Origin of the sequence: Xenorhabdus griffiniae, from assembly GCF_037265215.1 — a bacterium.
Taxonomy (GTDB): Bacteria; Pseudomonadota; Gammaproteobacteria; order Enterobacterales; family Enterobacteriaceae; genus Xenorhabdus; species Xenorhabdus griffiniae.
Map to the genome: position 1 here is coordinate 1,462,404 of NZ_CP147737.1, position 23,015 is coordinate 1,485,418.

Here is a 23,015-nt window from a genome sequence, read left to right on the forward strand (position 1 = left end):
TTCATGGGCCTGAAAAATTTATTTGAAAAAGTAGAGCACCACTTTGAGGCCGGTGGCAAACTGGAGAAGTATTATCCTCTCTATGAGGCAGTAAGCACCGTTTTCTATACGCCGGGCACCGTGACAAAAGGGAATGCCCATGTCCGTGATGCCATCGATCTCAAACGCATGATGATCCTGGTGTGGCTGTCAGTTTTCCCTGCGATGTTTTGGGGCATGTATAACGTCGGAAATCAGGCAATACCTGCTCTGACTCATTTATATAACGGAGATGCCTTACAGCAGGTTTTGGCTTCTGATTGGCATTACATGCTGGCTCAGTATCTTGGTGCGTCATTAACACCAGATGCAGGATGGGGCAGTAAAATGCTATTGGGAGCGGCTTACTTCCTGCCAATTTATGCGGTTGTGTTCGTCGTAGGGGGTTTCTGGGAAGTTTTGTTTGCCATTATCCGCAAACATGAAATCAATGAAGGTTTCTTTGTTAGCTCCATTCTGTTCGCATTGATTGTTCCACCAACACTACCATTGTGGCAGGCGGCTTTGGGGATTACTTTCGGTGTGGTGATTGCGAAAGAGATCTTTGGTGGTACGGGGCGTAACTTCCTGAACCCAGCCTTGGCGGGACGTGCTTTCCTGTTCTTTGCTTATCCGGCACAGATTTCAGGTGATTTGGTTTGGACTGCGGCTGATGGTTTTTCTGGCGCAACGCCGTTATCCCAATGGGCTACTGCGGGTAGTCACGGCCTGATCAATACCATTACTGGACAGCCAATCACCTGGATGGATGCTTTCCTGGGCAACATTCCTGGTTCAATCGGTGAAGTATCCACTTTGATGATTTTTATTGGTGGTGCCATCATCCTGTTTGCTCGTATTGCTTCATGGCGCATTGTTGCTGGTGTGATGCTCGGTATGATCGCGACGTCTTATCTGTTTAATGCAATTGGTTCTGGCACTAACCCCATGTTCGCTATGCCGTGGTACTGGCATATGGTTCTGGGAGGCTTCGCTTTCGGTATGATCTTTATGGCGACTGATCCTGTCTCCGCAGCGTTTACGGATAAAGGAAAATGGGCCTATGGCATTCTGATCGGGGCTATGTGTATTTTGATCAGGGTGGTAAACCCAGCGTACCCAGAAGGAATGATGTTGGCGATTTTGTTCGCTAACCTGTTCGCGCCACTGTTCGATTATCTGGTCGTACAGGCCAATATTAAGCGGAGAAAAGCCCGTGGCTAATGATAAACCAAAAAATAATGATAGCATCGGCAGAACATTCCTCGTTGTTTTTGTGCTGTGCCTTGTCTGTTCGATTGTGGTTGCCGGTTCAGCTGTAGGGTTGAAAGCGCAGCAGCAGGAGCAAAAGCTGCTGGATAAGCAGCGTAATATTCTGGATGTCGCGGGCTTGCTAAAACCGGACATGACAGCGGCGGAAATCAAAGCAATCTATAACAGCCGCATTCAGCCTGAATTGCTCGATTTGAAAACAGCAACGTTGCAAGAAAGCGCGGGTAATTTTGACCTGAATAATGCTTTGCGCAGTGACGAAACCAGTGTTGCTTTGTTACCAGAGCAAGATCTGGCGAAGATCCGCCGCCGCGCCAATATGGCGGAAATCTATCTGGTTAAGGATGAGAGCGGTAAAACGACGGAGCTGGTTTTGCCAATATACGGCTCTGGCCTGTGGTCAATGATGTATGCCTTTATTTCCATTGATATCGATGGTGTCACATCTCACGGCATCACTTACTACTCTCATGGTGAAACCCCTGGTTTGGGTGGTGAAGTTGATAACCCACAGTGGCGCAAGCAGTGGGTAGGTAAAAAACTCTATAACCCGCAAGGTATGCCGGCACTTAAGATCGTCCGTGGTGGTGCCGGTGATAACCCTTACGGTGTAGATGGGCTGTCCGGAGCAACCCTGACTTCTAACGGTGTTCAGCATATGTTTGATTTCTGGCTGGGTGATAACGGTTTTGGCCCGTTCCTGAAAAAAGTACGTGAGGGAGCCTTGAAAGATGGCTGATAGTAAAGAAATAAAACGAGTCCTGCTTGGGCCGTTGTTTGATAATAACCCCATTGCATTGCAGGTTTTAGGGGTGTGTTCAGCGCTGGCTGTGACTACCAAATTGGAAACGGCGTTAGTCATGACCATTGCAGTTACCCTGGTAACCGCGTTTTCTAGCTTTTTTATTTCATTAATTCGTAACTATATTCCTGGCAGTGTGCGAATTATCGTACAGATGGCGATCATTGCATCTTTGGTTATCGTCGTAGACCAGATCTTGCGGGCTTATGCCTACGAAATTTCCAAACAGCTATCGGTGTTTGTGGGCCTTATCATCACGAACTGTATTGTTATGGGACGTGCTGAAGCCTATGCTATGAAAGCACCACCGGTTGAAAGTTTTATGGATGGTATCGGCAATGGTTTGGGCTATGGCGTCATTCTGTTGCTGGTTGGTTTCTTGCGTGAACTGTTTGGTTCAGGAAAATTGTTCGGTGTTACGGTGCTGGAATCTGTCAAGAATGGTGGTTGGTATCAACCCAATGGCTTGTTCCTGCTGGCACCGAGCGCATTCTTCATTATTGGTATGCTGATTTGGGGTTTACGGACTCTGAAGCCTGCGCAGGTTGAGAAGGAGTAACAAACAAAATGGAGCATTATATTAGTTTGTTTGTCCGCGCAGTCTTTATCGAGAACATGGCGTTATCTTTCTTTCTCGGTATGTGTACGTTTTTGGCGGTATCAAAGAACGTTAAGACGGCCTTTGGCCTCGGTGTGGCTGTAACCGTCGTATTGGGAATTTCCGTTCCTGCCAATAACCTCGTTTACAATCTGGTTCTCCGTGATGGAGCGCTGATGGATGGGGTGGATTTGAGCTTCCTGAACTTCATTACCTTTATTGGTGTCATTGCTGCACTGGTACAGATCTTGGAAATGATCTTAGACCGTTATGTGCCGACACTCTACAACGCGTTGGGAATTTTCCTGCCGTTGATTACGGTGAACTGTGCGATTTTCGGTGGCGTTTCATTTATGGCACAGCGTGACTATAACTTCAGTGAGTCCATCGTATATGGTTTTGGTTCAGGTATGGGCTGGATGCTGGCAATTGTTCTGATGGCTGCTATCCGTGAAAAAATGAAATATGCGGATGTTCCAGCAGGTCTGAAAGGATTGGGGATCACCTTTGTCACCACCGGCTTGATGGCATTGGGCTTCATGTCCTTTTCCGGTGTGCAGCTCTAAAGGCGAGAAGAATTCATGGATATAATTATTCTAGGCGTAGTCATGTTTACCCTGATTGTGTTGGTACTAACGGCCATGATTTTGTTCGCAAAATCTAAGTTAGTGAACACAGGGGATATAAAAGTTGAAATCAATGGCGATGAGGATAAAAGTTTCTCTGCTCCTGCCGGCGATAAATTATTGGGTATGCTTTCCAATCAGGGGATTTTCGTTTCTTCTGCGTGTGGTGGCGGTGGTTCTTGTGGCCAGTGCCGGGTGAAAATTAAGGAAGGCGGTGGTGATATCCTGCCAACGGAACTTTCCCACATCAACAAGCGCGAAGCAAAAGAGGGCTGCCGATTGGCATGTCAGGTTAATGTTAAACAGGACCTGAAAATCGAACTGCCAGAGGAAATTTTCGGTGTTAAGAAGTGGGAATGTGAAGTTATCTCCAACGATAACAAGGCGACTTTCATTAAAGAATTGAAGCTGAAAATTCCAGATGGGGAAGTGGTGCCATTCCGTGCTGGTGGCTACATTCAGATTGAATGTCCGCCCCACGTTGCCCGTTATGCGGATTATGATGTTCCACAAGAATATCGTGAAGATTGGGATAAATTTAATCTGTTCCGTTATGTCTCTGAAGTCAAAGAGCCGACGGTTCGTGCATATTCAATGGCGAACTATCCAGAAGAGCATGGCATTATCATGCTGAACGTCCGTATTGCAACGCCTCCACCAAGAAATCCAGATGTTGCTCCGGGTATCATGTCTTCTTATATTTGGTCACTGAAACCAGGCGATAAGGTGACGATCTCTGGCCCGTTTGGTGAATTCTTTGCAAAAGATACTGATGCAGAAATGATCTTCATCGGCGGGGGTGCAGGTATGGCACCAATGCGTTCTCACATCTTCGACCAACTTAACCGTTTAAACTCCAAACGTAAAATCTCCTTCTGGTATGGTGCGCGTTCTAAGCGTGAAATGTTCTATACCGAAGATTTTGATAAGCTGGCAGCGGAGAATGAGAACTTCACATGGCACGTGGCATTGTCAGATGCTCTGCCGGAAGATAATTGGGATGGCTATACGGGTTTTATCCACAATGTTCTGTATGAGAACTACCTGAAAGATCATCCAGCGCCCGAAGACTGTGAATTCTATATGTGTGGACCTCCAGTCATGAACGCTGCGGTCATTAAGATGTTGAAAGATCTTGGCGTAGAAGATGAAAACATCATGTTGGATGATTTCGGCGGCTGATGGTATACCCAATAAATTTTGGGTTGCAGCTAACATGATTTAACGACAAGCGCCCACATTTTGTGGGCGCTGTGATTTAGAAACAGCCAAAATAAGCCAGAAAGAGTAAGTTATGCTGAGTAAAAAAATGATCAACTGGGGAGCATTGCTGTTTGCAATGATGATGCTGGCGGCATGTGGTGGCCCTAAACAGCAAAACCTGAATGGGCAGACGATGGGGACTTATTACTCCGTCAAATATGTTGCTGATTCATCGACACCTGCCCCAGAAAACCTGCAAAAAGAGATCGATCGCCTGCTGGAAGAAGTGAACGATCAGATGTCTACTTATCGGCCAAATTCTGAATTGAGTCGTTTTAATCAAAGCCGTGAAGTGAATAAACCATTTCCGGTATCTGCCGCTACAGCAAAAGTTGTCAAGGAAGCTATTCGTATCAATAAACTGACAGAAGGTGCACTGGATGTGACTGTTGGTCCACTGGTAAATCTGTGGGGATTTGGGCCGGAAGGGCGCATTACCAAGGCACCGACGGATGAAGAATTAGCGATGCGCCGTACCTGGACGGGGATCGATAATTTGTCTGTTGAAGGCAATAATTTGGTTAAATCCATCCCTGAGCTTTATGTTGATCTCTCTTCCATCGCCAAAGGTTATGGCGTTGATGTTGTTGCTGAGTATCTGGAATCCCAAAATATCAAAAATTACATGGTTGATATTGGTGGTGAAGTTCGCACATCGGGCAACAATGGCAAAGGAAATCCATGGCGGATAGCGATTGAAAAACCATCGGATAGTGGCATGGCACAGAGCGCTCAGGAGATTATTGAGCCGGGCAATATGTCTGTGGCAACATCGGGTGATTACCGCAACTATTTTGAACAGAATGGCGTGCGTTATTCTCACACCATTAATCCGAAAACCGGCAAGCCAATAACGCATAATTTGGTTTCAATTACCGTGATAGCACCAACTTGTATGAGCGCTGATGGTTTTTCTACTGGCCTGGATGTATTGGGACCAGAGAAAGGCATGGAAGTGGCTGAGAAGCTGAATATTCCGGTCTTTATGATCGTCAAAACCAAAGACGGTTTTGAAGAGCGTTATAATACCGCCTTTAAGGCATACTTACAGAAGAAATAAGAAAGGGGGAAAAGGCGATGGAAATCTTTATTGCTACTTTTATCTTTTTCTTGCTGGCTTTTGCTGGCATGGCGCTGGGTTATATTTTTAAGCGCAAAAGCATTCAGGGAAGCTGTGGTGGTTTGGGAAGCATCGGCGTAGAAAAAGTGTGTGATTGTCCTGAACCTTGCGATGCCCGTAAAAAACGCATGGCGAGGGAAACCGCCCGTCAGGCACAGTTAGAGAAGAATCGTATTCTTTGACACTGTTTTTCCGTCAAGTAAATTTGTAGTTAAAACAAGTGCCCTGCTGCCAGATAAACAGCGGGGTTGTTTGTTTAGAGATATGACTGCTCAATGTGTATTAAAAAAATGACATTTCCTGTGGGCTTGGTGTAAATAGTTTTTCACCGAGCTTATTGAGATACCCAAATTTTCCGCAACTTCTTGATAACGTAAGCCCTGGAGTTGGATAAGCAGAAATGTTTGTCGGACTTTTGCCGGAAGTTCATCCAATGTTTCATCTATTTTTTCTAGCTGTTCTAACAGCATAAGTTGATTCTCAGAAGAGTTTGCTGAGATTTCAGGTTGTTCACTGACATATTCCAGATAATGGTCTTCCAGTTTTTTCCTGCGCCAGTAATTGGAGAGGGTTCTGCGCGCTATCGTCATTAAAAAGGCTCTTGGCTGGTGGATATTTTCAAGATCCGAAGATTGCATCAATTTGATGAAAACCTCATGGACGAGATCTTCAGCCTGATAGGGACAAGCACTGTTTTGTCTGATCCAGTTGCGTAACCAGTGATGATAATCGGTATAGAGTTTCTGGGTGATTTGATTGTGCTTAAATGTGCTTTTTTGCACCGCCATAATGATATTGCCTGATGGGATATAACTGATAATAGTTATTATTTGTATTTGCTGGGCGGAAGTCAATGTAGTCTAACCCTCTTTAGGTTAAGAGGGTTAGGAACGTGTCAGTTAGAATTGCTGTGAGATACTGAATTTGTAATTCCGGCCGATACCTGAAATCGTCTCTCCTGGCGCTCCCAGGTACGGATAGTAATCACGGTTGAACAGATTATCGACAGTGACCCGTGCTTCAAATCCTTTTATAAAAGAAGGACGCCAGCTTGCAAACAGGCCGTGCAGGGCGTAGCCCTTACTTTTAGGTAGTGACCAAGAATCTGCATTTGGATCTCCATCTATAGGGGAGCGATCTTGTTTGCGGATAAAATCACCTTTCCATCCCATTGCCATCTGCCATTGCGGAATTTTAAACCCTAACATGGCATGGGCAGAAGTTGGCGGTATTTCCGCAATCCAGGTTTTATGCCCTAACCACGGATCACGTGGAGAAGCGTCACGTTGCCCACGCATAGTAGAGAACGATAATTTTCCAAACAGTGTGGAGCTGTCGTAGAACGTTTCTATTTCTAAGCCTTCAATCGTATATCCCGGCAAGTTGCGGTAATTTCCCAATGATGTTCTACATGAATTACTTGATCCACTATCAAGTTGGGCTTTACAGTAAATACCGCGTCTTCTAAAGATCTCATCTTTACCACGGTTACGGAATAAGGTGGTACGGATTTGCAGGCTATCATCTTCAAGTATCAAGTTATCGAAATCGAGAATTGCACCAAGACGTATTCCTGCCATTCTTTCGACGGCAAGATCGCGGCTGGAACCTCTAAGGCTACTAATGTTCCCTTGTACCTCATATTGTTCATCAACTATTGGTGCACGCCATGTACGGCTGATATCTGCAAACAATGAAAGGTTTTTATTTGTTTGCCACAGAATGCCTAAATGGGGTGACCAGCCGGTATAGGTTACACTGCTATAGTCATGATTAGATTCTGGCGATGTATCGTTATACAGTGGCGCGTTATTTTTTTTACCCCTATTTTTGACATGATCATAACGAACACTCGGTGTGACGGTGACGCTGCCTATCTTCAGGGAATCTTGCAGATAGAAGCTGTAAGCGAATTGATCGCCAGCAGGCATATAGCCTGGTTGATAATAACCATAGTTATAGTTTTTGTTTTTTATTTTGTCCTTATTGAACATCAGCACATTGCGTTCATTTTTATGCCAACGGGTTCCCACCAGTAATTCGTGTTTAATCATACCGGTTGAGAATACGCTTTTGTTGTTGATATCAATCAGATTATCGGTGTAATCAACCCAGCTTTTATTACCCATTGAGCTACTAAAATAAGGGGAAGCATTTTCTGGGCGAGTATCGTCTTGCTTGGTTTTGGAATAGGCATAGAGCATCGTCAGGTTTAACCACGGGTTATTTTCTGGTGCGATATTCCATTTGGCAGTGTAGTTCTGATCAAGTTGATCACGAAAGACCAATTTTCTCTTCCAGGCGCCATCCCAACCGTATTTTTCTACATCTTTGGGTGATGGAGCGGTCATCTTATCACGGTTAGCCGCCCAGGGTTGCCAGCCATCCGATTCAGATCGCATGGCAGATAGGCTAATCGTATGAGCGTCACTGGGATAAAAGTTGGTTTTCAATAAATAAGATATTTGGTTATTTTGTGAATACTCAAAATGTGTGCCATCAGGGCGTTTAATATTGTGCCCATCTCGCTTGCTCACATAGAGCAACCCATCGGCAAAGCCATCGGGATCCCTGCCGTATAGTGCGCCACTATTGATCCACTGTCTGTCATTTGTGTGGTAGCTTTGTTTGACAAAACCCCCCCAATCTTCATCGGGGCGCAGTAAATCGTTCGCTTCTTTTGTCACCAGTTTGACCGAACCACCAAATCCACCATTGCCGTTAAGTAAATTGTGTGGCCCTTTATCAACCTCGACTCGTTTGATTAATTCAGGCTCAATAAAGACGGAACCCTGCATATATTTTTCAAATCCTTTTGGCGCATCGTCCAACGTGATTTTGATATCTTCCTGGTCGCCCATTCCCCAGATATTCAGTGTTTGCCCACCAGGGCGTGGAGAGCCTGACATTGAAACACCAGGAAGCTGGTCGAGTAACTGGGCAATATTATCGGCTTGGGTACGGTCAATATCCGCTTTTTTGAGCACAGAACTTCCCGCACTGGTGCTGTTGCGCAAACTTTCAACAACGGAAAGTGTGGGTAATTTTATCACCTCATTTTTCTTTTCTGACTTTTGTTCTTTGGGATCTTCAGTTGCGTAAACAGCGCTGGAGAATGCCGCTCCCAATACTAATGTACCGGTTAAAATTTTCTGAACTGTGGTAGCGATTGGGCGTTTTTCTAATTTTTGACTATTATTTGCCATAAATTTCCTGAAATGTGATCAAGTGAAATATTTTCAAAGTAATAAGTCACCTGAGAAATTAAAAAAGGTAAATAAAAATGAGAATTATTTTTGTTTGTGTGTGATCTTGGGAAGCATACCATACGATAATGAGATTTATCCCATGGATTGGGTGATTTTTGGCATTGAAATTTAAGTTCAATTTCCTTACGTACAAAGGGGTTCGTCAATGAAAAAAAAGATCCTTGGTTCTCTGATCTTGGCTGCTATCGTAGCCTTGATCGCTGGCTGTGATGACGCATCTAAAAAAGCGGAAGATCCGGTTCAGAAAACTGAAGAAAGCGCAGCACAAAAGACAACTGATGCTGAAAAAACGGCCACGGGCATAATGGATAATGCGAAAAAAAGTGCACAGGAGATAAAGGAAAATGCTTCGCGCGAAGGCCATAGTTTGATTGATAAGTCAAAGGAAGCTGCGACGGATATACAGAGTCAAGCGACTAAAACAGCGAATGATGTGATGGAGGTGATGAAAGCGAAAACGGATGATATCCGGCATCAGGCTAATGATAAACTCGATCAGCTTTCAGATACGATGAAATCGAAGACGGAAGAAATAAAGTCTGAGGCTGATAAAAAGGCAGATGACTTAATCAATCGTCTTAAAGGTCATGATGTTAAAGATGACAGTGATAAAAAAGAGGAAAAGTAATTTATCTTCTTACTTCAATCTATTGTTAGTATAAAGTGGATTGCATCATAAGGGTGATCTAACAACGGTCGCCCTTATTATTTTCAATTTAAACCAAGTCTTGGTTTATTATTCTGGCTTGACTTACTTCAAGATGCGGGTGATTTCTCCTCGCGAAGCGGAGAGAAATCAGGTTTCATGGTGTGTTGTAAATTGAAGTTTAATGCGTATATACCCATCTCACTTCAATATGCATATTTTTCTCCCCGCGAAGCGGGGAGAAACAATGAGTTATGTTGTCTTATAATGAGCAACGTGAAAGGTAACGTGTATAAACAGGATATAATAATGAAAATAAAGTACAGCATAGGAAGACAGAACCCCGAATTAATTCAGCAAGCATTTGCCATTCGCAAACAAGTATTTACGGATGAACAGGGATTTGATGCAGAGATTGATATTGATGAATATGATGATATCGCTTTGCATGTGGTGGTATTTGATAGTGAAAAGCCAATAGGCGTATTACGGGCAATTCAGAAAGATAATAACATGCTCAAAGTTGGGCGGGTTGCAGTATTGAGACATTATCGTGGTCAAGGAATAGGTCGTAAGGTTATGGAATTTATTAAAGATTACGGCAGAAAAAATAACATTGAGACTATCATTCTATCTGCACAATGCCATGCTCAACCATTTTATGAAAGCCTTGGTTATCAAGCTCAGGGTGAGATTTATTTGGAAGAAGGTGCAGAACATATCTTTATGACTTTGAATTTAATATCGTAATAAGATAATAATCACTATGAGTAATATAAATACGGGAAAAATGAGTATTCCTTGAATATCTCAATTTCCCGTATTAGTGATTTATCTACTTTTTGTGAGAATGAATTGATTAACTATTTTTGACCGATTGGCGGACAGGGGAATTATTGGCAACATAATATTTTGCCTGACTGCGTGGCAGAGGAGAGATTCCCCTGATGTTATCAGCTATTTTCTCAGCCATCATGATTGTTGTGGCATTTAAATTACCGGTAATAATGGTTGGCATAATAGAAGCATCAATAACACGTAGGTTTTCAATGCCATGTACTCTTCCTTGACCATCCACAACTGCCATTTCGTCTGTCCCCATTTTGCAACTGCATGAGGGGTGAAATGCGGTTTCAGCATGTTGACGAATAAAGGCATCCAACTGTTCATCTGACTGATTTTCAACACCTGGACTGATTTCACGTCCACAATAAGGCGCCAGCGCAGGTTGTGCCATGATTTCCCGCGTAATGCGAATAGCCGCGCGGAACTCTTGCCAGTCCTGTTCTGTTGACATGTAGTTAAATAAAATACTGGGATGCTGACGTGGGTTTCGCGACTTAATTTTCACCCGACCACGGCTTGGGGAACGCATAGAGCCAACATGAGCCTGAAAACCATGTTGGTTGATGGCATTACTGCCATTGTAATTAATAGCAACAGGCAGGAAATGAAACTGAATATTTGGCCAGGCAAATTTTTCATCGGTGCGAATAAAGCCACCGGCTTCAAATTGATTGCTGGCACCAATACCTGTTCCTTTGAATAGCCATTCAGCGCCAATTTGAGGTTGGTTGTACCATTTCAATGCGGGATAAAGGGAAATGGGTTTGAGGCATTCATACTGCAAGTACATTTCAAGGTGATCTTGCAGGTTTTGTCCAACACCAGGCAAGACATGCACAGCAGAAATACCAAGCTCGTTCAATACTTCTTCGGGACCAATACCTGAACGTTGCAAAATCTGTGGCGATGCAATGGCACCAGCGCAGAGTAAAACTTCTTTACGTGCTTTTGCCTGGGTTAACGTTGAGCTATGGCCTTGATAAAAATTGACGCCAACAGCTGTCTTGCCTTCAAAGACGAGGGTATCCGTTAACGCATGAGTCATGATGGTGAGATTGGCGCGTGAACGAGCTTGATCCAGATAGCCACGGGCTGTGCTGGAGCGGCGTCCTTGAGGGGTAACGGTACGATCCATAGGGCCAAAACCTTCTTGCTGGTAGCCATTCAGATCGTCAGTAACGGGATAACCCGCCTGAACACCTGCTTCTACCATTGCATGAAAGAGTTCATTATTTCCTGCTTTGGGTGTCGTGACACTGACAGGCCCGTCTGCACCATGATAGTCATTTGCGCCAATATCCCTTGATTCCGCTTTGCGAAAATAGGGAAGGCAATCAAGGTAAGTCCAGTCTTCCAGCCCTGCCTGGGTTGCCCAATGATCAAAATCCAGTGCATTGCCACGGATGTAACACATGCCATTGATAAGTGAAGATCCCCCCAACCCTTTACCGCGCCCACATTCCATGCGTCGGTTATTCATATGGGGTTCGGGATCGGTTTCATAAGCCCAGTTATAACGGGTTCCCTGCAAGGGGTATGCCAGCGCCGCTGGCATTTGAGTACGAAAGTCGAACCGGTAATCAGGTCCACCGGCTTCCAGCAGCAGGACCGTCACATTGGTATCTTCCGTTAAACGAGTTGCAAGCACGTTACCCGCTGAACCAGCACCGATAATAATGTAATCAAAAACCATTGTTATCTCCTCTGTTTCAGGCGTGGATTAAAATAGGGATTCAAAATTGCCTAATTCCACCTGTATTGATTTGGTTTGTGTGTAATTTTGTAGTGTAGCCAGTCCATTTTCCCGGCCAACACCAGAATGTTTATAGCCACCGACAGGCATGGCTGCCGGGGATTCTCCCCAGGTATTGATCCAGCAGATCCCAGCTTCTAGCCGGTGGATCACACGATGTGCGCGGGAGAGATCTTTGGTGACTAATCCTGCACCCAGGCCATAATGGGTATTATTGGCTCGGGTAATGACTTCATCTTCCGTTTCATAGGTCAGGATAGACATCACAGGCCCAAAGATTTCCTCCTGTGTGATCAACATATCATCGGTACAGTCACTGAATACTGTCGGTGCAACAAATGCCCCTTTTGCTAATTCGCCTTCCAGCAGACGCTCACCACCACACAGCAGGCGGGCATGGCTGTTTTTACCGTTTTCGATATAGCGTAAAACGGACTCCATGTGTGGAAAACTTACCAGCGGACCAAAGTTAGTGTTGGGATCAAGAGGTGAGCCAATTCGAATGCGCTTAACACGCTCAAGAATTTTTGCTTCAAACGGTGGAAGCAGTGCCTTGGGGACAAAGACCCGTGTCCCATTCGTACAAACCTGACCTGAACTGAAAAAGTTGGCTATCATGGCAATATCAGCAGCGCGATCCAGATCGGCATCATCAAAAATGATTAGTGGAGATTTACCACCCAATTCCATCGTGACTTCTTTTAGGGTAGAAGCGGAAGCATTTGCCATCACCTTTTTGCCGGTCACAATACCGCCGGTGAAAGACATTTTGGCGATTTTAGGGTGAACAGTCAGATAATGTCCGACTTCATGGCCGGCTCCGGTCAACACATTGAAAACACCATCAGGCAAACCGGCTTCGGTGTAGATTTCAGCCAACTTCAAAGCGGTAAGAGAGGTGACTTCACTTGGTTTAAAAATCATGGCATTACCGGCAGCCAGTGCGGGTGCTGATTTCCACAGGGCAATTTGGATAGGGTAGTTCCATGCGCCGATGCCTGCTACGATACCCAATGGTTCACGGCGTGTATACACAAAAGAAGATTCACGTAATGGGATCTGCTGGCCTTCAAGGGCTGGAATTAATCCCGCATAGTATTCCAGTACATCGGCACCTGTGACGATATCAACCTGCCGGGTTTCAGCAAGGGGTTTACCGGTATCCAGTGTTTCCAATTCAGCCAGTTCATCATTGCGTTCACGCAAGATATTCACCGCCTTGTGTAAGATCCGTGAACGTTCCACCGCGGTCATGGCTGCCCAGATTTGCTGTCCTTTATGGGCGCTTTCGACTGCTAAATCAACATCTTGTTTTGTTGCAGACTGAAATTGAGCAATAACGTCACCATTAGCTGGGTTAATTGCGTCAAAAATTGTATTATTAGGATTGGTACTATCAACATAAGCACCGTGGATATAAAGTTTTTGTAATCCAAAATAGGTCATAGATTCTCCTTAAGCGTCTATCCAAGTCAGAACTTATCAGATGCTCCGAGTTTCTGTTCGATGTAATCGATAGTAATTTTGAATGTCCCTGCTATATCAAAAGGCTTCTTGCTTAATGCACTTCGCAGCCAAATGCCGTCAATCAATGCAGCAAGACCTTGTGCAGCTAGCCGCGCTTCTGCTTTTGGCATGGCACGTTTAAATTCAACACAAAGATTGGAATGCAAACGGCGCTCATTGATTTGTTGTAACCGATACAGCTTTGGTTGATGCATGCTACTTGCCCAGAATGCCAACCAGGTTTTCATTGCTGCACTGTTGATCTGGCTGGTATCAAAATTCCCTTCGACAATGGCTTTCAACCTTTGCGTGGGCGTTGCGTTATCTAGCAAGCGTAATCGGCGTGCGACAGCTATTTTTAACTGATGCAATAGATAACGCATGGTCGCTTCTAATAGGCCGTTCTTGTCCTTGAAATAGTGGCTGATAATTCCGTTGGAAACCCCCGCTTTTCGGGCTATTTGTGCAATAGTTGCTTCCTGCATTCCCACTTCATTCACAACGATTAATGTTGCATCAATGAGTTGTTGTTTTCTTATCGACTGCATTCCAATTTTTGGCATGATTTTATGCTCAGAAAATCAATTATTCGGGCAGTATTAAACTTTTTTTTAATTGAATGTTCAATCAAAATTAAATATGTTTTATCACAATAATTTTACAATGAGGGAGTGAATTTGTTTAAGGTATCTTAAATTTTATATTTAATTCAAACTGTTATATGAATTATGTTTTTCATCTGTTTTAATGCTATTAATTTCAGGAACTGCCTATGAATACACAAGACAGTCCAAAAAACACCCAGAAGGACACCCTGAATTCTGTCGTTTTTTTTACCTCTGCCGGACTGATTATTGCATTTTCTCTGTTCACTATTTTTTTCACAGATGCAACCAGTATTTGGATAAAAAATACACTGAATTGGGTGTCTAAAACTTTCGGTTGGTATTATTTACTGGCTGCGACGCTTTACATTGTGTTTGTTGTTTTTATCGCGGCTTCCCGTTTTGGTTCAATCAAATTGGGACCGGAACAATCTAAGCCGGAATTCAGTTTGCTGAGTTGGGCGGCGATGCTGTTTGCCGCTGGGATCGGCATTGATTTGATGTTTTTCTCGGTGGCTGAACCTGTCACGCAATATATGCAGCCACCAACGGGTCAAGGGGAAACTATTGAAGCAGCTCGTCAGGCGATGGTGTGGACGCTGTTCCATTATGGCCTGACGGGCTGGTCTATGTACGCCTTGATGGGAATTGCACTGGGATATTTTAGTTATCGTTATAATTTGCCTTTGACTATCCGCTCGGCACTTTATCCTATTTTTGGTGATCGCATTAAAGGATTAATCGGTCATACGGTGGATATTGCGGCAGTAATAGGGACCATTTTTGGTATTGCAACGACGCTGGGAATTGGGGTTGTGCAGTTGAATTATGGTCTGAAAGTTCTTTTCGACTTACCGCAAGGATTGGGGATCCAGGGAGGATTGATACTATTATCTGTGGTGATAGCCATTATCTCCGTAACTTCCGGCGTAAACAAAGGCATTCGGTTTTTGTCTGAATTGAATGTCCTGCTGGCTCTTGGCTTGGTTTTATTCATTTTGTTTATGGGCGATACCGAATTCCTGCTTAACGGATTAGTGCAGAACGTCGGGGATTATATCAGCCGTTTTATGAGTATGACGCTGAACAGTTTTGCCTTTGAACGCCCCACTGAATGGATGAATAACTGGACTCTGTTTTTCTGGGCATGGTGGGTGGCCTGGTCGCCGTTTGTAGGGCTGTTTCTGGCGCGCATTTCCCGTGGCAGAACGATTCGCCAGTTTGTTATGGGAACATTAGTCATTCCATTTGTTTTTACACTGCTGTGGCTATCGATTTTTGGTAACAGTGTGTTGTATGAAATTCTGCATGGTAATCGCCAGTTGGCGGAAACCGTGTTACAACACCCAGAACAAGGTTTTTATCGTTTGCTGGCACTTTATCCGGCATTCACGTTCAGTGCTTCTGTGGGCACCATTACCGGATTGCTGTTTTATGTCACGTCGGCGGATTCTGGTTCGTTAGTGCTGGGAAATTTCACCTCTAATCTAAGTGATATCAATAATGATGCACCAAATTGGTTGCGTATCTTTTGGTCGGTGGCAATCGGTGTATTAACGCTGGGTATCCTCATGACGGATGGTATTCCTGCTTTGCAAAATACCACGGTTATCATGGGACTACCTTTTAGTTTTGTGATCTTCTTTGTCATGGCGGGGCTATATAAGTCTTTGCGGGTAGAGGATTTTCGTAAAGCCAGCTCGCTGCAAAATACCTCCCCCACTCTTATGCATGACAATGGCTCATTGAATTGGAAACAGCGTTTGAGCCGTATGATGCACTTTCCTGGTACGAAAAATACTCAGCGAATGCTGGATATGGTGTGCCGTCCCGCGATGTTAGAAGTGGCTAAAGAGTTAGTTGTACGTGGTGCGAAAGTGCAGTTTAATGCACTGCCAGCTAAGGAGAACAAGTGGCTGAATCCACTAGAATTAATTGTTGATTTAGGGGATGAACAGAATTTTATCTATCAAATCTGGCCGCAACGCTATTCTGTACCTGGATTTACCTATCGGGCGAGAGCGGGTAAGTCTCACTATTATCGGTTGGAGACTTTTCTGATGGAAGGAACACAGGGTAATGATTTGATGGACTATACCAAAGAGCAAATCATTAGCGATATTCTTGACCACTATGAAAAACATCTGAATTTTATTCACTTAAACCGAGAAGCACCGGGACAGACATTGATTTTTCCTAGTGGAGGTTAATTGGCAGGAAGATAAGCGAAATAGAGTAAAGGATAAAAAAATCGCCTGTGTTATCTGAAATGACAGGCGATTTTTTATTAAAACAGAGAATGATTTTATTTCATCCTGGCGGGAGTCGAATGCCTGTTTACATTCGAAGAAATCCGTTCGTTGAAGTTTTGCTGAAAAATTGACTAGAGTTTCATGATCTCTTTCTGTATATTTATACAGTATTTTGATGTGAGGAGATCAGATGCGCAAAATTATTCATATTGATATGGATTGCTTTTTTGCTGCCGTTGAAATGCGGGATAATCCATCACTCCGTAATATTCCCATTGCTGTCGGGGGAAGCGCTGATCGAAGGGGCGTCATTAGTACGGCAAATTATCCTGCCCGCCGTTTTGGGGTGCATAGTGCGATGTCTACGGCTACGGCATTAAGACTTTGTCCTCAATTGAAAGTCATCCCTGGCAGAATGGCGCATTATAAAGAAGTGTCTCAACATATTCGTCGAATTTTTTCCCATTATACTGAGTTGATCGAACCACTTTCTTTAGATGAGGCCTATCTGGATGTGACGGATTGCCATTATTGTCACGGTTCCGCCACGTTGATTGCTCAAGAAATCCGTCAGGTCATTTTTGATGAATTGCAGTTAACGGCCTCGGCTGGTGTAGCACCAGTGAGGTTTTTAGCCAAGATAGCGTCTGATATCAATAAACCCAATGGGCAGTATGTTATCTCTCCTGAACAAGTTGAAACTTTTATTAAGTCGCTGGCATTATGCAAAATTCCCGGTGTTGGAAAGGTCACCGCTAAACGGTTGTCAGACATGGGGTTAGCGACCTGTTCTGACGTGCAGCGTTATGACAAGCTGGCACTAATAAAAAGTTTAGGTAAGTTTGGTTTGACGCTTTGGCAGCGTTGTCATGGTATTGATGAACGACAGATCACGCCAGAACGTTTGCGTAAGTCCGTTGGGGTGGAGGAAACTTTGGCACAGGATATCCATGAATGGCATGAATGTGTTGAACTCATTGAAAAACTTTATCCTGAACTGAAAAAACGATTGGAAAAGGTAAAACCCGATCTCCGCATAGCTCGTCAAGGTATCAAATTAAAGTTTGACGATTTTCAATTGACAACACAGGAACATGTCCATCCTATATTGGATAAACGCGATCTGATCCAAATAGCAAAGCAGGCTTGGGAAACACGCAGGGAAGGGCGGGGAGTCAGGCTGGTTGGGTTGCAGGTGACGTTACAAAACCCACAACTGGAGCGGCAGCTTTTATTGGAATGGTAAGGTGTAAAGGACGCAATCTCCCCCACAAACAAGATGGCAGGGGAGCGGCAATATAATTTTCTATTATTCTTTAGCCGGAATAGCCTTGAGAATTGCGGTGAGTAGCTGCCAATATTGACCGACACTCTTAATGTGTACTTTCTCATCAGGGGAGTGAGCACCCCGAATAGTTGGTCCAATAGAAACCATGTCCATATCAGGATACGGTTTTTTGAACAGGCCACACTCCAAACCCGCGTGGATCACCATGATATTCGGTGTCTTATCGAAGAGTTGGTGATAAGTTTCACGCACCAAATGCATGATGGGCGAATTGGCGTCAGGTTGCCAGCCCGGATAGCTGCCACTTGCTACGGTTTCTGCTCCAGACAGTTTTGCCAGAGAATGCAGCATTTCAACAACATAAACCTTGCCACTTTCGATAAGTGAACGGATCAGGCAAATAACCTCGGCTTTCTCTTCGTCCATGGTTATAACGCCTACGTTTAGCGAAGTTTCTACCACACCTTTGGCAACATCGCTCATACGAATAACACCATTCGGCATACTATTGAGCATGGATATGAAGCGTGTCTGGCAATCCGTGGTTAATGCGTGTGATGATGCTTTGGTTTCATCCAACAAGAAAGTGAGATTGTTTTCAACGACGAATATTCGTTTTTCAATGTCTCCAGATAGTTATCTTTCAATTGATGGAGTTTTTCAACTTTGTCAGCAGGAACCGCAATCACGGTAGAACCTTCACGAGGAATAGCATTACGCAGGGTTCCACCTTGCAGATGAATTAATTTCAGTTCCAACTCGTCGGAATACGTGGCCAGGAAACGAGCCAGTAATTTGTTGGCGTTACCTAACCCCAGATGAATATCACCGCCAGAGTGACCGCCTTTTAATCCCTTAATCGTCAATTGTAGTGTCTTATAGTTAGCTGGCAGCGCTTCACGGGACAGGTGTAAGGTTGTGAAAAAATCAATGCCGCCTGCACAACCCATGTAGATTTCGCCTTCTTCTTCTGAATCTGTATTGATCAGAACGTCAGCTTGCAGCCAGCCAGATTTCATGCCGAATGCACCATCCATGCCGGCCTCTTCGGTCATGGTCAGCAAAACTTCCAATGGTCCATGTTTAACGGATTCGTCCGCCAAAACGGCCAGAGCAGAAGCCATACCAATACCGTTATCTGCGCCTAAAGTTGTACCATCAGCCGTAACCCAGTCACCATCGATATAAGGGCGAATAGGATCTTTTGTGAAATCGTGTTGAGTATCGTTATTTTTCTGTGGAACCATATCAAGGTGTGCTTGAAGGACAACCGCCTTGCGATTTTCCATACCTTTTGACGCTGGCTTTCTGATCAAAATATTACCCACTTCATCCCGCTCTACATGGAATCTTTTGCTTTTTGCCCACGCAATAATATGGGATGCGAGAGCTTCTTCATGATAAGAGGGATGAGGAATGGAACAGATCTGGGCAAAAATATCCCATAAGGGTTGTGGGGATAGCGTTGATAATTCGGACACGGCGAATCTCCTATAACTGAATCTTGGTGAGAAAAATGGTAATGTTTGGTGCATCAGGGAGTTTTTATCATCTGCATTGACCCTAGGCTTGAGAATATCATTTTATTGTCAGCAATGGGCTGTGAGAATGAGGGCTTCCCCTGTTTTTACTGGTTTTTGTTGGTTCAAATCACTATAATCTCGCGCAACCTTTTTTCCGCAAAAAACGCTTTTCTGAAATATTCTTTAGTTTCCAGGATCTAATTTTATGAGTGAAAAATATGTTGTAACGTGGGATATGTTGCAAATGCATGCCCGTCAATTGGCGCAACGTTTACTTCCCGTAGAACAGTGGAAAGGCATTATTGCCGTTAGCCGTGGTGGTCTGGTTCCGGGAGCGTTACTGGCTCGTGAGTTGGGAATTCGCCATGTCGATACGGTTTGTATTTCCAGCTATGATCACGATAACCAGCGCGAGTTGAAAGTATTAAAAAAAGCGGAAGGTGACGGTGAAGGGTTCATTGTTGTTGATGATCTGGTTGATACTGGGGGTACAGCCCAGGCAATCCGTGACATGTATCCGAAAGCGCATTTTGTAACGATTTTTGCCAAACCCGCCGGGCGCCCTCTTGTGGATGATTATGTTATTGACATTCCCCAAAACACATGGATTGAGCAGCCTTGGGATATGGGAGTCGTGTTCGTTCCACCCGTTTGTGAAAAGTAGTAAGATTTTTCTTTTGCCATGACGAAACAAAACCTTTCAGAATCGCTGTTTAAGCCTCGGTTTAAACATCGGGAGACCTCTACACTGGTAAAATATACTCGCCCACAGTCCGTAACTACCAGTGATAGTATGCTTGGTGGGGAGCGCCGCGAGCGGTGGTATCGCATGATTAATTGGCTCGCTTGGATCTGGAGGGGGGTAAATCCGCTAGAAATTCAAGATGTCCTCAGCCGGATTGCCGTGACGGATGCCGAACGCAGTACTGAACATTTGTTGGATACTGTGGTCGGCTATCGTAAAGGAAACTGGGCATTTGAGTGGTCTCAGCAGGCAATGTACTGGCAACAGGAAGCGTTGCATACTGAAGATACGGAAAAAGCCGGGTCATGTTGGTTAAAGGCTGCAACGCTATATAGTATTGCAGCTTATCCTCATTTGCGCGGTGATGAACTGGCCGATCAGGCCATTGTGTTGGCTAATAAAGCCTATGAAAACGCGGCGCGTTTTTCTGACTACGAATTAAAAAAGCTGGAATTCCAGTTGGAAGGGGGCAAAAGCGTTACCGGGTTATTACACCTGCCTTCCCATGTACCAGGACCTTGTCCGACGATATTAGTTTGTGCCAGCCTTGATAATGTCCAGAGTGATTGCTGGCGGTTGTTTCGTGAATACTTATCGCCTCTTGGCTTTGCCATGTTAACACTGGATATGCCTTCTGTTGGTTATTCCGCTAAATTTACGTTAACGCAGGATACCTGCGTACTTCATCAACAAGTTTTACAACAACTAGATAGCGTGCCATGGATTGATCATACCCGTGTAGGCGTATTTGGTTTTCGTTTTGGGGCGAATATCGCTGTTCGGCTTGCTTATCTGGAACCGAAACTGATTAAAGGCGTATCGGTGGTAGGCCCGATTGTGCATGAATTACTGCATGATGAAAAATTACAGCAGAAAATCCCGTCAATGTATATTGACGTCTTGGCCAGTCGTTTAGGTATTTATCACGTTGATGAAAAGAGATTACGTTCAGAATTAGCGTGTTATTCGTTGAAGAATCAAGGGCTATTGGGCCGTCGTTGTACTGTGCCCATGTTTTCAGTGTATTGGGAAGATGATATTTTCAGCCCAAGGAAAGACTCAACGTTGATTGCGATGTCATCAATGGAAGGTTTAGTACGAGCTATTCCTGCAACCTCAGTTTATAGTGGTTTCAATAAGGCATTACACGAGATAAGTGTATGGTTGAAAGATAAAGTTTTATAAAATTAAATTTATCACTTGATATTTTTTAATCGTTTGATACAAAGGTATTCTGTATATAAGGAGACCTTTGTATGACTTTACCTGTCAGTTATTCTAAAAATAGGTTGTTAAAGCGCTTTTCTGCATTAGGGCCGTATGTACGTGAATTAAAGTGCCAAAATGGTTATTTTTTCTTTGACTGTTTAGCTGTTTGTGTCAGTGCCAAAGTAGCGCCAGAAAAACGCGAATTTTGGGGATGGTGGTTGGAGTTAGAAGAGCAGGATCAAGGTTTTGTTTATAACTATCAGATAGGCTTATTCGATAAACAGGGTGAATGGCGTGTCATGAAGATCAAAAAAAAAGCCGATCTTGAGTACCTTGAATCAATGCTACAGGCATTTCACAAACGTTTGGTTGATTCTTGTGAAACGCTCAAACTCACATTGATCCCATCTGAAAACACCGTCACCCTGCAGACGCAATTGATAGCGTAATTTGTTTTTAACCTGCTTTTGCTAAATTTTGCGTTATGTCAGTTGGCATAACGCCTCTCTCCTGTTAAAACTGAGCACTGTTTTTTCAAATTAACTGTAATGGCAGAAATATGATGAATGGCAGCCAAACATTGGTTGTGAAACTGGGGACGAGTGTATTGACCGGTGGCTCTCGTCGTTTGAATCGTGCCCATATTGTGGAACTGGTTCGTCAATGTGCTAAACAGCATGAAAAAGGTCACCGCATTATCATTGTGACTTCTGGTGCGATTGCCGCTGGACGTGAACATTTAGGATATCCTGATCTTCCAGCAACTATTGCTTCAAAACAATTGCTGGCAGCTGTTGGGCAAAGTCGCCTGATCCAATTGTGGGAACAGCTTTTCTCTATTTATGGTATTCACGTCGGGCAAATGCTCTTGACCCGTGCAGATTTGGAAGATCGTGAGCGCTTCTTAAACGCAAGGGATACCCTTCAGGCTTTGCTTGATAATCACATCGTTCCCATTATTAATGAAAATGATGCTGTTGCGACAGCAGAGATTAAAGTGGGTGACAATGATAACCTTTCTGCACTGGCTGCTATTTTGGGAAGTGCAGATAAGCTGTTGCTTCTGACAGATATAGCAGGGCTTTATACCGCAGATCCTCGTAGTAACCCTGATGCAACCTTGATCCCTGAAGTGTATGACATTAGTGATGAACTGAAAATGATGGCAGGGGACAGCGTTTCGGGGTTAGGCACGGGGGGAATGGCAACAAAACTTCAGGCGGCAGGTGTAGCTGGACGTGCTGGCATTGATGTCATTATTGCCGCGGGTAATAGGCCGGATGTGATTGCTGATGTAATCTCAGGGAAATCGGTTGGAACACGTTTTCATGGCCTGGCTAGCCCAATGGAAAACCGTAAACGTTGGATTTTTGGGGCACCTCCGGCAGGGGAAATTATTGTCGATCATGGTGCAGAAGCGGCGATTATAGGGAAAGGTAGTTCGTTGCTACCAAAAGGGATCAAAAACGTTAAAGGTGATTTTTCCCGCGGTGAGGTTATTTGCATCCGTAGCTTATCGGGTAAAGATTTGGCTCATGGTGTTTGCCGTTACAACAGTGATGCACTACGCCTGATAGCAGGCCATCATTCACAGCAAATTAGCCAGATATTAGGTTATGAATATGGCGCAGTTGCGGTTCACCGTGATGATTTGATCGTAATTTAATGAATTGA

The 23,015-nt window shown here is 44.2% G+C and carries 20 protein-coding genes and 1 pseudogene; 15 read left to right on the plus strand and 6 right to left on the minus strand.

Annotated elements, in window-relative coordinates:
- Positions 1 to 3: 3 nt before the first annotated feature.
- The 7 genes from WDV75_RS06580 (at position 4) to nqrM (ending at position 5,881) form a co-directional block, all read left to right on the plus strand.
- Positions 4 to 1,242 carry an NADH:ubiquinone reductase (Na(+)-transporting) subunit B gene (locus tag WDV75_RS06580; RefSeq protein WP_273558915.1) on the plus strand — a complete coding sequence of 413 codons (1,239 nt, stop codon included), beginning with the start codon at positions 4 to 6 and terminating at the stop codon, positions 1,240 to 1,242.
- A complete protein-coding gene (locus tag WDV75_RS06585; protein WP_273558917.1) occupies positions 1,235 to 2,029 on the plus strand; it encodes a Na(+)-translocating NADH-quinone reductase subunit C in 795 nt (264 codons plus the stop codon). The genes WDV75_RS06580 and WDV75_RS06585 overlap by 8 nt, the downstream gene beginning before the upstream one ends.
- A complete protein-coding gene (locus WDV75_RS06590; RefSeq protein WP_047769693.1) occupies positions 2,022 to 2,651 on the plus strand; it encodes an NADH:ubiquinone reductase (Na(+)-transporting) subunit D in 630 nt (209 codons plus the stop codon). Before WDV75_RS06585 ends, WDV75_RS06590 begins: the two co-directional genes overlap by 8 nt.
- 8 nt (positions 2,652 to 2,659) lie before the next feature.
- On the plus strand, positions 2,660 to 3,256 hold the full coding sequence (nqrE, locus tag WDV75_RS06595; protein WP_189758046.1) for an NADH:ubiquinone reductase (Na(+)-transporting) subunit E: 597 nt from the start codon (positions 2,660 to 2,662) through the stop codon (positions 3,254 to 3,256).
- A 15-nt stretch (positions 3,257 to 3,271) separates the two neighbouring features.
- Positions 3,272 to 4,498: an NADH:ubiquinone reductase (Na(+)-transporting) subunit F gene (nqrF, locus tag WDV75_RS06600; protein WP_273558922.1), complete on the plus strand. Its 1,227-nt coding sequence runs from the start codon at positions 3,272 to 3,274 to the stop codon at positions 4,496 to 4,498.
- Between the two features lie 157 nt (positions 4,499 to 4,655).
- Positions 4,656 to 5,639 (plus strand): FAD:protein FMN transferase, encoded by a 984-nt coding sequence (locus WDV75_RS06605; RefSeq protein ID WP_420497508.1) that lies wholly within the window; start codon positions 4,656 to 4,658, stop codon positions 5,637 to 5,639.
- Positions 5,640 to 5,656: 17 nt separating this feature from the next.
- Positions 5,657 to 5,881 carry a (Na+)-NQR maturation NqrM gene (gene nqrM, locus WDV75_RS06610; RefSeq protein ID WP_273558925.1) on the plus strand — a complete coding sequence of 75 codons (225 nt, stop codon included), beginning with the start codon at positions 5,657 to 5,659 and terminating at the stop codon, positions 5,879 to 5,881.
- A 90-nt stretch (positions 5,882 to 5,971) separates the two neighbouring features.
- Here nqrM and WDV75_RS06615 read toward each other — a convergent pair whose 3' ends face one another.
- On the minus strand, positions 5,972 to 6,487 hold the full coding sequence (locus tag WDV75_RS06615) for a sigma-70 family RNA polymerase sigma factor (protein WP_273558926.1): 516 nt from the start codon (positions 6,485 to 6,487) through the stop codon (positions 5,972 to 5,974).
- Positions 6,488 to 6,598: 111 nt separating this feature from the next.
- The gene (locus WDV75_RS06620) at positions 6,599 to 8,905 is read right to left on the minus strand and encodes a TonB-dependent hemoglobin/transferrin/lactoferrin family receptor (protein ID WP_273558927.1); all 2,307 of its coding nucleotides are present in this window, start codon (positions 8,903 to 8,905) and stop codon (positions 6,599 to 6,601) included.
- A gap of 208 nt (positions 8,906 to 9,113) precedes the next feature.
- Between WDV75_RS06620 and WDV75_RS06625 the strand changes: the two genes are divergently transcribed.
- Together WDV75_RS06625 and WDV75_RS06630 are read left to right on the plus strand one after the other, a co-directional pair.
- Entirely contained in the window at positions 9,114 to 9,596 is a 483-nt protein-coding gene (locus WDV75_RS06625; protein ID WP_273558928.1) for a YtxH domain-containing protein, read from the plus strand.
- Positions 9,597 to 9,923: 327 nt separating this feature from the next.
- Complete coding sequence (locus WDV75_RS06630; RefSeq protein WP_273558929.1) at positions 9,924 to 10,364, plus strand: GNAT family N-acetyltransferase; 441 nt, start codon at positions 9,924 to 9,926, stop codon at positions 10,362 to 10,364.
- Between the two features lie 109 nt (positions 10,365 to 10,473).
- Here the strand turns inward: WDV75_RS06630 and betA are convergent, their stop codons facing one another.
- From betA to betI, 3 genes are read right to left on the minus strand one after another with little or no spacing between them, the layout of a single operon-like run.
- Positions 10,474 to 12,153, minus strand: a complete 1,680-nt coding sequence (gene betA / locus WDV75_RS06635) for a choline dehydrogenase (protein WP_189758053.1) — start codon at positions 12,151 to 12,153, stop codon at positions 10,474 to 10,476.
- A gap of 27 nt (positions 12,154 to 12,180) precedes the next feature.
- On the minus strand, positions 12,181 to 13,659 hold the full coding sequence (betB, locus tag WDV75_RS06640; RefSeq protein WP_273558930.1) for a betaine-aldehyde dehydrogenase: 1,479 nt from the start codon (positions 13,657 to 13,659) through the stop codon (positions 12,181 to 12,183).
- 26 nt (positions 13,660 to 13,685) lie between these two features.
- The gene (betI, locus tag WDV75_RS06645; protein WP_273558931.1) at positions 13,686 to 14,282 is read right to left on the minus strand and encodes a transcriptional regulator BetI; all 597 of its coding nucleotides are present in this window, start codon (positions 14,280 to 14,282) and stop codon (positions 13,686 to 13,688) included.
- 209 nt (positions 14,283 to 14,491) lie between these two features.
- Between betI and WDV75_RS06650 the strand changes: the two genes are divergently transcribed.
- Both WDV75_RS06650 and dinB read left to right on the plus strand, forming a co-directional pair.
- Positions 14,492 to 16,534, plus strand: coding sequence for a choline transporter (locus WDV75_RS06650; protein WP_273558932.1), 2,043 nt, complete (start codon positions 14,492 to 14,494; stop codon positions 16,532 to 16,534).
- Between the two features lie 232 nt (positions 16,535 to 16,766).
- Entirely contained in the window at positions 16,767 to 17,822 is a 1,056-nt protein-coding gene (dinB, locus tag WDV75_RS06655; protein WP_273558933.1) for a DNA polymerase IV, read from the plus strand.
- A gap of 63 nt (positions 17,823 to 17,885) precedes the next feature.
- On the opposite strand, the pseudogene pepD reads toward dinB, so the two are convergent.
- A pseudogene (gene pepD, locus WDV75_RS06660) lies at positions 17,886 to 19,345 on the minus strand (beta-Ala-His dipeptidase).
- Between the two features lie 247 nt (positions 19,346 to 19,592).
- Here pepD and gpt point away from each other — a divergent pair.
- The 4 genes from gpt (at position 19,593) to proB (ending at position 23,007) form a co-directional block, all read left to right on the plus strand.
- Positions 19,593 to 20,051 (plus strand): xanthine phosphoribosyltransferase, encoded by a 459-nt coding sequence (gene gpt / locus WDV75_RS06665; RefSeq protein WP_273558934.1) that lies wholly within the window; start codon positions 19,593 to 19,595, stop codon positions 20,049 to 20,051.
- An 18-nt stretch (positions 20,052 to 20,069) separates the two neighbouring features.
- A complete protein-coding gene (gene frsA / locus WDV75_RS06670) occupies positions 20,070 to 21,317 on the plus strand; it encodes an esterase FrsA (RefSeq protein ID WP_273558935.1) in 1,248 nt (415 codons plus the stop codon).
- A 71-nt stretch (positions 21,318 to 21,388) separates the two neighbouring features.
- Complete coding sequence (crl, locus tag WDV75_RS06675; protein ID WP_273558937.1) at positions 21,389 to 21,790, plus strand: sigma factor-binding protein Crl; 402 nt, start codon at positions 21,389 to 21,391, stop codon at positions 21,788 to 21,790.
- Positions 21,791 to 21,900: 110 nt separating this feature from the next.
- The gene (gene proB, locus WDV75_RS06680; RefSeq protein WP_273558938.1) at positions 21,901 to 23,007 is read left to right on the plus strand and encodes a glutamate 5-kinase; all 1,107 of its coding nucleotides are present in this window, start codon (positions 21,901 to 21,903) and stop codon (positions 23,005 to 23,007) included.
- Positions 23,008 to 23,015: the final 8 nt, after the last annotated feature.

Bases quoted from the DNA above. Each gene is read 5' to 3' on its own strand.
- WDV75_RS06580 (WP_273558915.1), top strand. From the start codon at position 4: ATGGGCCTGAAAAATTTATTTGAAAAAGTAGAGCACCACTTTGAGGCC.
- WDV75_RS06590 (WP_047769693.1), top strand. From the start codon at position 2,022: ATGGCTGATAGTAAAGAAATAAAACGAGTCCTGCTTGGGCCGTTGTTT.
- nqrE (WP_189758046.1), top strand. From the start codon at position 2,660: ATGGAGCATTATATTAGTTTGTTTGTCCGCGCAGTCTTTATCGAGAAC.
- nqrF (WP_273558922.1), top strand. From the start codon at position 3,272: ATGGATATAATTATTCTAGGCGTAGTCATGTTTACCCTGATTGTGTTG.
- WDV75_RS06605 (WP_420497508.1), top strand. From the start codon at position 4,656: ATGATGATGCTGGCGGCATGTGGTGGCCCTAAACAGCAAAACCTGAAT.
- nqrM (WP_273558925.1), top strand. From the start codon at position 5,657: ATGGAAATCTTTATTGCTACTTTTATCTTTTTCTTGCTGGCTTTTGCT.
- WDV75_RS06615 (WP_273558926.1), bottom strand. From the start codon at position 6,487: ATGGCGGTGCAAAAAAGCACATTTAAGCACAATCAAATCACCCAGAAA.
- WDV75_RS06620 (WP_273558927.1), bottom strand. From the start codon at position 8,905: ATGGCAAATAATAGTCAAAAATTAGAAAAACGCCCAATCGCTACCACA.
- WDV75_RS06625 (WP_273558928.1), top strand. From the start codon at position 9,114: ATGAAAAAAAAGATCCTTGGTTCTCTGATCTTGGCTGCTATCGTAGCC.
- WDV75_RS06630 (WP_273558929.1), top strand. From the start codon at position 9,924: ATGAAAATAAAGTACAGCATAGGAAGACAGAACCCCGAATTAATTCAG.
- betA (WP_189758053.1), bottom strand. From the start codon at position 12,153: ATGGTTTTTGATTACATTATTATCGGTGCTGGTTCAGCGGGTAACGTG.
- betB (WP_273558930.1), bottom strand. From the start codon at position 13,659: ATGACCTATTTTGGATTACAAAAACTTTATATCCACGGTGCTTATGTT.
- betI (WP_273558931.1), bottom strand. From the start codon at position 14,282: ATGCCAAAAATTGGAATGCAGTCGATAAGAAAACAACAACTCATTGAT.
- WDV75_RS06650 (WP_273558932.1), top strand. From the start codon at position 14,492: ATGAATACACAAGACAGTCCAAAAAACACCCAGAAGGACACCCTGAAT.
- dinB (WP_273558933.1), top strand. From the start codon at position 16,767: ATGCGCAAAATTATTCATATTGATATGGATTGCTTTTTTGCTGCCGTT.
- gpt (WP_273558934.1), top strand. From the start codon at position 19,593: ATGAGTGAAAAATATGTTGTAACGTGGGATATGTTGCAAATGCATGCC.
- frsA (WP_273558935.1), top strand. From the start codon at position 20,070: ATGACGAAACAAAACCTTTCAGAATCGCTGTTTAAGCCTCGGTTTAAA.
- crl (WP_273558937.1), top strand. From the start codon at position 21,389: ATGACTTTACCTGTCAGTTATTCTAAAAATAGGTTGTTAAAGCGCTTT.
- proB (WP_273558938.1), top strand. From the start codon at position 21,901: ATGATGAATGGCAGCCAAACATTGGTTGTGAAACTGGGGACGAGTGTA.